Annotated in this window: 8 protein-coding genes and 1 riboswitch; of the genes, 4 read left to right on the top strand and 4 right to left on the bottom strand. The window is 64.6% G+C overall.

Annotation, left to right across the window (positions count from 1 at the left end):
• A partial coding sequence (locus tag ABZF37_RS12560) for a hypothetical protein (protein WP_372720426.1) occupies window positions 1–801 on the bottom strand: 801 nt, incomplete at its 3' end.
• Window positions 802–1,015: 214 nt separating this feature from the next.
• Here ABZF37_RS12560 and ABZF37_RS12565 point away from each other — a divergent pair.
• Window positions 1,016–2,362, top strand: coding sequence for a Rieske 2Fe-2S domain-containing protein (locus ABZF37_RS12565; protein WP_372720429.1), 1,347 nt, complete (start codon window positions 1,016–1,018; stop codon window positions 2,360–2,362).
• A gap of 26 nt (window positions 2,363–2,388) precedes the next feature.
• Window positions 2,389–2,880 carry an aromatic-ring-hydroxylating dioxygenase subunit beta gene (locus ABZF37_RS12570; protein WP_372720431.1) on the top strand — a complete coding sequence of 164 codons (492 nt, stop codon included), beginning with the start codon at window positions 2,389–2,391 and terminating at the stop codon, window positions 2,878–2,880.
• Here the strand turns inward: ABZF37_RS12570 and ABZF37_RS12575 are convergent.
• Genes ABZF37_RS12575 through ABZF37_RS12585 form a run of 3 tightly spaced genes read right to left on the bottom strand, consistent with a single transcriptional unit; the run spans window position 2,868 to window position 5,480 of the window.
• The gene (locus tag ABZF37_RS12575) at window positions 2,868–3,629 is read right to left on the bottom strand and encodes an arginyltransferase (RefSeq protein ID WP_372720433.1); all 762 of its coding nucleotides are present in this window, start codon (window positions 3,627–3,629) and stop codon (window positions 2,868–2,870) included. The two genes, ABZF37_RS12570 and ABZF37_RS12575, sit on opposite strands and share 13 nt — an antisense overlap.
• On the bottom strand, window positions 3,619–4,332 hold the full coding sequence (gene aat, locus ABZF37_RS12580; RefSeq protein WP_372720435.1) for a leucyl/phenylalanyl-tRNA--protein transferase: 714 nt from the start codon (window positions 4,330–4,332) through the stop codon (window positions 3,619–3,621). Before aat ends, ABZF37_RS12575 begins: the two co-directional genes overlap by 11 nt.
• Entirely contained in the window at window positions 4,329–5,480 is a 1,152-nt protein-coding gene (locus ABZF37_RS12585; RefSeq protein WP_372720437.1) for a GNAT family N-acetyltransferase, read from the bottom strand. The genes aat and ABZF37_RS12585 overlap by 4 nt, the downstream gene beginning before the upstream one ends.
• A 102-nt stretch (window positions 5,481–5,582) precedes the next feature.
• A riboswitch (S-adenosyl-L-homocysteine riboswitch) is annotated at window positions 5,583–5,647 on the top strand.
• A 72-nt stretch (window positions 5,648–5,719) separates the two neighbouring features.
• On the opposite strand from ABZF37_RS12585, the gene ahcY reads away from it, so the two are divergent.
• Together ahcY and metF are read left to right on the top strand one after the other, a co-directional pair.
• Window positions 5,720–7,123 (top strand): adenosylhomocysteinase, encoded by a 1,404-nt coding sequence (gene ahcY / locus ABZF37_RS12590; RefSeq protein WP_372720439.1) that lies wholly within the window; start codon window positions 5,720–5,722, stop codon window positions 7,121–7,123.
• Window positions 7,124–7,131: 8 nt separating this feature from the next.
• Window positions 7,132–7,956, top strand: an 825-nt coding sequence (gene metF / locus ABZF37_RS12595) for a methylenetetrahydrofolate reductase [NAD(P)H] (protein WP_372720441.1), incomplete at its 3' end; no start/stop codon positions are given.

Raw genomic sequence — 7,956 nt, forward strand, 5'->3', positions numbered from 1 at the left:
CTCGATGGCGTCATTCATCAGTTCCTGATGAATTACCTCGATTTCCTCGTCACTCATCGGGTACAGGAACTGCTCGTTGCGTTGCAGCACTTCCAGGTAGCGCGCGTGGCGCAGCTCGCGGAACAGTTCGGGCAGGTCAATGTTCATGTCCGGCGAGTAATCGTCGCAGATGCCGGCCAGTTCCTGCGGGCCGTGGCGTAGCTCGTCGATGGCGATGCCCTTTTGCACCTTGGCGGCTTCCTTGAAGAAGTCGTCCATCGGCGGCAACTGGCTCATGGCCCAGTGCCAGCCGCCCGCGGCGCCCTCGCCGGTGGCGCTCAGCACGCGGCCCACCCACGGGTGCTTGCCCTTGGCATAGGCACCCATGTTGGCGATGTAGTTGAAGTTGGCCGGCCAGCGGTCTTTTTGCGCCAGCATCGGGGCGTCTGCCTCGATGCCGTGCGGGCCCAGGTTGGCCAGCACATAGCTGTAGATGTGCTGGACCGGGATTTCGGTGTCCTTGCCGATGGTGCGGTTCAGCAGGTTGTAGTAGCCCTGGTAGTGGGCGACCTCTTCCTTGATGGTCTGAAATTTCTCGTCCATGGCCCGGCCGTCCATGCCACCGCGAATGGCTGCCTTGCCCAGGTCGGCATGCAGCAGGATGGCGCCGAATTCCTTGCCCATCTGGATACATAGCCAGTTCATGTCACGCTCTGGCGTGCGGCGTGCGGCGTAGGCATCGACCACCTTTTTCACGGCGGCGGTGCCCTGCTCCAGGATGCGGATGATTTCCTGCTCGATCTGGTCCTTGGTGTAGTTCATGGTGTCTGGCCCTTGCGGTATGGGAAGTCGCCGGTCGATTGTGGCACACCGGATCGCCCATGCTGCCCCGCCCGAAGCACAACGTCAACGGGCGTTAGGTTCGTCGGCGATGTTGACCGCCGTCAAGACGCTGCCAACGGAGCTGGCCACACTGCGAAAGGTAAGTCGCCCGGCGATTCCGAGCGCACCCGTCCGCACGCAAGGGGATCATTCGATGGACGCACGCAGTACTGCCGGCAACGTGAATCTGGCCGGATATCTGGACGACCGGGTTGAGGCCGGAGTGGTGCGGGTGGACCGTTCCATCTTCACCGACCCGGAATTGTTCGAGCTGGAGATGGAACGAATCTGGGAAGGTAACTGGATATACCTGGCCCACGAGAGCCAGATCCCGAACCCCAACGATTTCATGACCCTGTTCATGGGCCGCCAGCCGGTGATCCTGGTACGCAGCCCGGAAGGCGAAATCAACGCATTCATCAACGCCTGCGGACACCGCGGTACTACCCTGGTGCGCGAGATGCGCGGCAACCGGGCCGACTACAGCTGCCCCTTTCACGGCTGGGTATTCGATACCCGCGGCGACGCCAAGGTGGTGTTCAAGGAAGATGGCGCCGGTTATCCGGACTGCTTCGACAAGAAAAACTACGGCCTGACCAAGGTGCCGCAGGTCAAAGGCTACCGCGGCTTCATCTTTGGCAGCCTGAACGCCGACGTGTTGCCGCTGGAGCAGCACCTGGGGCCGGCCGCGACCTACATCGACCTGCTGGCCGACCAGAGCCCGCACGGGCTTGAGATTCTCAAGGGCTCGTCTACCTATACCTTCAAGGGTAACTGGAAGATCCAGGCCGAGAACGGCGTCGACGGCTATCACCTGTATGCCACGCACGGCAATTACGTGATGACGACAGAGCACCGACGCAAGCTGCGCGGCGATGCCGACCCGGTCAAGGCCATGCAGGTCGGCGGCATCGACAAGAAGCAGGGCGGCTTCTTCGATCTGGGTCACGGCCACGTCATGCTGTGGGGGGATTTCCCCAACCCCACGGACCGGCCGAACTATAGCCAGCTGGCCGAGTACACGGAGAAATTCGGCGCCAAGAAGGCGCACTGGATGGTGGCGCGCCTGCGCAACCTGCTGCTGTACCCGAACGTGTTCGTGATGGACCAGACCTCGACCCAGATTCGCGTGTTCCGGCCCATTTCCGTGGACGAGACCGAGGTCACCATCTACGGCATCGCGCCTGTTGGCGAAAGCGCCAGGGACCGCACCCACCGCATCCGCCAGTGGGAGGATTTCTTCAACGCATCCGGCATGGCGACGCCGGACGACATCATGGAATTCACCCAGAGCCAGATTGCCTACAAGGGTCGCCTGGCGCGGTGGAACGACGTGTCGCGGGGTCTGAAGCACGTGCACTTCAACGAGCCGAACGAGGAAGCCGCCGCCCTGGGGATCGAAGTGCAGTCCTTCGGCACGCGGCTGGAGGACGAAGGGATCATGGCCGCCCAGCACCGCTGGTGGCTCGAAACCTTGAGCGCCAAAGGGGCAAACAGTTGAGCGCCGTCGCACGCCAGGAGGCGACCATGCCACAGGACCTCACACAGACCTGCGCCGATCTGCTGCACACCGAGGCGCGCAGGCTTGATCAGCGTGACTGGGATGGCTGGCTGGACCTGTACCTGCCCGACGCGACGTTCTGGATCCCGATGTGGGACACCGAATACGAACTGACCACTGACCCGCAAAGCCAGTTGTCGCTGATGTGGTACGGCGACCGCTCGGGGCTGGAGGATCGGGTGTTTCGCATCCGCACCGGCATGTCGTCAGCGTCGGTGCCGCTGCCGCGCACCGTGCACCAGATCAGCAACATTCTGGTGGAACCGCAGGCCAACGGTGACATCATGGTTTATGCCAACTGCCAGACCATGAGCTACCGGCACAAGACCATCGATAACTTCTACTGCCATTACGAGCACCGACTGCGGCCGGTGGCCGGCGGGCTCAAGATTGCGGCCAAGAAGATCATTGTCGCCAACGACCTGATTCGCGACGTAATGGATTTTTACAGGGTTTGAGTGCCCTCGGCCGGTTCCTTTGCCGTCAGGTCGACCAGTTCCCAGCGGCCATCGCGGTAGGCGTGCAACGGCCGGTAGCGGCTCTTGTAGCTCATCTTGTCGGACTCGGCGATCCAGTAGCCAAGGTATAGCCAGGGCAGGTCGCGCTGGCGGCATTCCTCGATCAGCCGCAGCACGCCAAAGGTGCCCAGGCTGCGCCGGGAGATGTCCGGATCGCCGGTTTCGTAAAACGTGTACACGGCCGACAGGCCCTGCGGCAACTGGTCGATGACGCTGACCATCACCAGCCGGTCGTCCAGGTGGTATTCGAGGCTGGACGTGTTGATGAAGCGGCTGCGCAGGAATTCGAGTTGCTCGCGGGAGTCGCGTTCGCCGACGCGACCGTCGTGGCGCGCCACCTGGTAGCGATGGTAGATGTCGATGTGCTGCAGCCCGAACTCGGTCTTGGTCAGGGTGACCGTGAGATCCTGGTTATCACGCCAGGCGCGGCGCTGCGCGCGGTCGGGCGTGAACTCGGCGACCGGGATGCGTACCGGGATACAGGCGTTGCAGCCGCGGCAGTGCGGCCGGTAGACGTTGTCGCCGCTGCGCCGAAAGCCATACTCAATCAGCCGCGCGTAGGTATCGGTGTCGATGACCTTGTTCGGGTCGGCGAACAGCATCACCGCCTCGCGGTCCGGCAGGTAGCTGCAGGTTTGCGGTTCGGTTGAGAAGAAAAACAGCCGCCCGAAACGGGTGTTAAAGATCATCATCGACGTGCCAGGGTCCGCGAGCGTCAGGTGCTTGAGCGTATTGCTCCAGCAATCTTAAGAACTCGACGCGTGGCATGTCTACGGCGCCGAGGCTAGTCAGGTGATCGGAAGCCAACTGGCAATCGATGAGCTGATAGTCATGTTCTCGCAAATACCGCACCAGATGGGCAAATGCGACCTTGGAAGCATCCGTGCGCCGGCTGAACATGGATTCGCCGAAAAACACCTTGCCCAGAGCGACCCCATACAGACCGCCGACCAGGTCACCGTCCTGCCAGGCTTCGACGCTGTGCGCATAGCCAAGCCGGTGCAGGGCAGCGTATGCCGCCGCCATGGCGGGCGTAATCCAGGTGCCGACCGCGCCCTCGCGCGGCGCGGCGCAGGCGTTGACCACTGCCGCGAAAGCGGTGTCGAAGCCGACCCGGTAGTCGCCGCGCGCCAGTCGCCTGCGCAAGCTGCGCGCCGGTTCGAAATTCTGTGGCCACAGCACCGCGCGCGGCTGCGGCGTCCACCACAGGATCGGATCACCCTCGCTGAACCAGGGGAACACGCCACGTCGGTAGGCGTCGATCAGGGTGGTCGCCTCAAGATCGCCACCGGCCGCCAGCAGGCCGTTCGGTTCTTCGCAAGCCTGCTCCGCCGGCGGCCAGCCCAGCCGCCAGTGGCCCTCGCGCACCCAGTACAGTCGCGGCCCGGTCAAGACTCTGCGCGGCGAAACGGCGAGTGCTCGGCCAGCAAGTCGCGGTAACGCTCCAGTTCGCCGGTTTCCTCGGCCAGGTAGTCGGCAACGGCGTCGGCAAAACGCGGCTCGGCCAGCCAGTGCAGCGAATGGGTTTCGACTGGCAGAAACCCGCGACTGAGCTTGTGCTCGCCCTGGGCGCCGGCCTCGAAACGCGCCAGGCCGCTGTCGATGCAGTGCTCGATGGCGCGGTAATAACAGGTCTCGAAATGCAGGCTGTGATAATCGGCATGGCAGCCCCAGTACCGCCCATACAGCGCGTCTGCGCCTTGCAGGTTAAGTGCGCCAGCCACATAGCGGCCATCGCGCACCGCCATCAACAATACGGTGCAGTCCGCCAGCGTTTCGCCCAGGCGCTGAAAAAACGCCTCGGTCAGATACGGAATCGCCCCGTGGCGGGCGACGGTGGTCCGGTAAAACCCATACATTGCCGCCCATGCATCTGCGCCAGCCTCGCTGCCAGGTACCACCCCGACGCGGATGCCAGCCTCGGCCACCTGACGGCGCTCGCGGCGGACCTTCTTGCGCTTCTCGGCGGTCAGCGCGGCCAGATAATCGTCGAAGCTGCCGTAGCCACGGTTCTCCCAATGAAACTGATGACCGCTGCGTCGCAACCACTGCCCGCCTTGCAAGCGGTCTGCCTGCTTGGTGGAGGGAAACAGCCAATGCACCGATGAGGCCTGCAGCAGCTGGGCATGGGCAATCAGCGCCTCGCCGGCCGTGGTCATGAGGGCCGATTCATCAGCGCCCGGTGCCAGCAGCAGGCGTGGCCCGGTCACCGGCGTGAACGGCACCCCGACAACCAGCTTCGGGTAATAGCGCAGGCCGGCGCGCTGGTAGGCGTTGGCCCAGGCCCAGTCGAACACGTACTCGCCGTAGGAATGCTGCTTCACGTAAACCGGTGCCGCCGCCAGCAGGCGGCCGGCGGTTTCGATCAGCAAGTGTTGGCTGGTCCAGCCGCTGCGGCCATCCACGCAGCCGGATTCCTCCAGCGCCAGCAAGAATTCATGCCGCAAAAACGGGTTGCCGGCCAGGTCGAGGCCGTTCCACGTCGCGGCGGGAACCACCTTGATGCTGTCGACGAAGCGGGTCTGAGGAGCGGTTGTCACCGGGCGGGCGTGGGTGGATGGCGGGCCGGGCAAGGGTACCAGCGGTCATTGGTATTACAGGACGGCGGCTGACGCGGCCGGCGCCGACGGTTAGAATGCCGTCCACCTGAGGAGCGCTGCAACGGAATCCCCGCCAGGCTCAGGTCGTCCAACCGCGCTCGTTACCCCCGTGACCCGCGGCCGGTGCGAGCTTTTCATCGACATCGCTCCGCCCGGTCGTCCGAATAAGGAGTGACCGCGTGAACGCCATCCAGAAACCGCACGATTTCCACGTCGCCGACCTCGCCCTGGCCGACTGGGGGCGCAAGGAAATCGCCATCGCCGAGAGCGAAATGCCCGGCCTGATGGCCACCCGTGACGAATACGCCGCAGCCAAGCCCCTGGCCGGCGCGCGCGTTGCAGGTTCCCTGCACATGACCATCCAGACAGCGGTGCTGATCGAGACCCTGCAGGCGCTGGGCGCCGATGTGCGCTGGGCGTCCTGCAATATCTTCTCGACCCAGGATCACGCCGCGGCGGCCATTGCCGCCACCGGCACGCCGGTATTCGCCACCAAGGGCGAGACGCTGGACGAATACTGGGCCTACACGCACCGCATCTTCGACTTTGAAGGCGGCGCCAACATGATCCTGGACGACGGCGGCGACGCCACGCTGTTGCTGATTCTGGGCGCCCGCGCCGAGCAGGACGCCAGCGTCATCGCCAAGCCCGAGAACGACGAGGAAGTAGCCCTCTACAAGTCCATCCGCGAGCGCATCGCCAGCCAGCCGGGCTGGTACAGCAAGCAGCTGGCCGGCATCCGCGGCGTGACGGAAGAAACCACCACCGGCGTGAAGCGCCTGTACCAGATGGCCGCCGACGGCCAGCTGCCGTTCCCGGCCATCAACGTCAACGACTCGGTCACCAAGAGCAAGTTCGACAACCTGTACGGCTGCCGCGAGTCACTGGTGGACGGCATCAAGCGCGCCACGGACGTGATGATCGCCGGCAAGATCGCCGTGGTGGCCGGCTACGGCGACGTCGGCAAGGGCTGCGCGCAGTCCCTGCGGGGCCTGGGCGCCACCGTCATGGTGACCGAGATCGACCCCATCTGCGCCCTGCAGGCGGCCATGGAAGGCTACCGCGTGGTGACCATGGACGAGGCCGCGCCGCTGGCGGACATCTTTGTCACCGCCACCGGCAACCTGGACGTCATCACCCACGACCACATGGCGGCCATGAAGACGCAGGCGATCGTGTGCAACATCGGCCACTTCGATTCCGAAATCGAGGTTGCCGCCCTGCGCCAGTACCGCTGGGAGAACATCAAGCCGCAGGTGGATCACATCATCTTCCCGGACGGCAAACGCATCATCCTGCTGGCCGAAGGGCGGCTGGTGAACCTGGGCTGCGCCACCGGCCACCCGAGCTTCGTGATGTCCAACTCCTTCACCAACCAGGTGCTGGCACAGATCGAGCTGTTCGGCCACGGCGAGCGCTATCAAAAGCAGGTCTATGTGCTGCCCAAGCACCTGGACGAGAAAGTCGCCACCCTGCACCTGGCGCGCATCGGCGCCCGTGTGACGCGCCTGACCGACAAGCAGGCGGCGTACCTGGGCCTGTCCCAGCAGGGGCCGTTCAAGCCCGATCATTACCGGTACTGAGGCCCGCCGTGGGTAGCGAGCGCAGCTTCAGCTTCGAGTTCTTCCCGCCGCGCAGCGACGAGGCCGCGGCGCGCTTTATCGAGGCCCGGCGGGTACTGCTGGCACTGGACCCGGCCTATGTGTCGGTCACCTTTGGCGCGGGTGGTAGCACGCGTGACCTGACCCTGGATACGGTCAGCGCTATCCAAGCCGAGCAACAGGCTCCGGTGGCGCCGCACATCTCCTGCGTCGGTGCCAGCGCCAGCAGTATCCGCGAGCTGCTGGATGGCTACCGTGGGCTCGGCATCCGCCGGCTGGTGGCGCTGCGCGGCGATGTGCCGTCCGGGATGGGCGATACGCCGGGCGAGTTTCGCTACGCCAGTGACCTGGTGGCCTTCATCCGCCGCGAGACCGGTGACTGGTTTCACCTGGAAGTGGCCGCCTACCCGGAAGTGCACCCGCAGGCAAAAAGCGCCCGCGCGGACATGGACGCTTTCGTGCGCAAGGTCCGGGCCGGTGCCGACGGTGCGATTACGCAGTATTTCTTCAACGCCGACGCCTATTTCCGCTTCCGCGAGGCGGCGGCGGCGGCCGGCGTCACGGTGCCCATCGTGCCGGGCGTGATGCCCATCACCAACTACACCCAGCTTGCCCGTTTCTCCGCTGCCTGTGGCGCGGAAATCCCGCGCTGGCTGGCGCGCCGGCTGGAGGATTTCGGCGATGATCTGGGCAGCCTGCGCGCCTTTGGGCTGGACGTAACCCTGACGCTGTGCCGGCGCTTGTTGGATGGCGGCGTGCCCGGCATTCACTTCTATACCCTCAACCGCGCCGAGCCGTCTGCCACGCTGTGGCAG

It is taken from the genome of Immundisolibacter sp., from assembly GCF_041601295.1.
Taxonomy (GTDB): domain Bacteria; phylum Pseudomonadota; class Gammaproteobacteria; order Immundisolibacterales; family Immundisolibacteraceae; genus Immundisolibacter.

What these genes read in the sequence shown, in the direction of transcription:
- ABZF37_RS12575 (WP_372720433.1), bottom strand. Translation starts at nt 3,629, where the DNA reads ATGATCTTTAACACCCGTTTCGGGCGGCTGTTTTTCTTCTCAACCGAA.
- ABZF37_RS12565 (WP_372720429.1), top strand. Translation starts at nt 1,016, where the DNA reads ATGGACGCACGCAGTACTGCCGGCAACGTGAATCTGGCCGGATATCTG.
- ABZF37_RS12570 (WP_372720431.1), top strand. Translation starts at nt 2,389, where the DNA reads ATGCCACAGGACCTCACACAGACCTGCGCCGATCTGCTGCACACCGAG.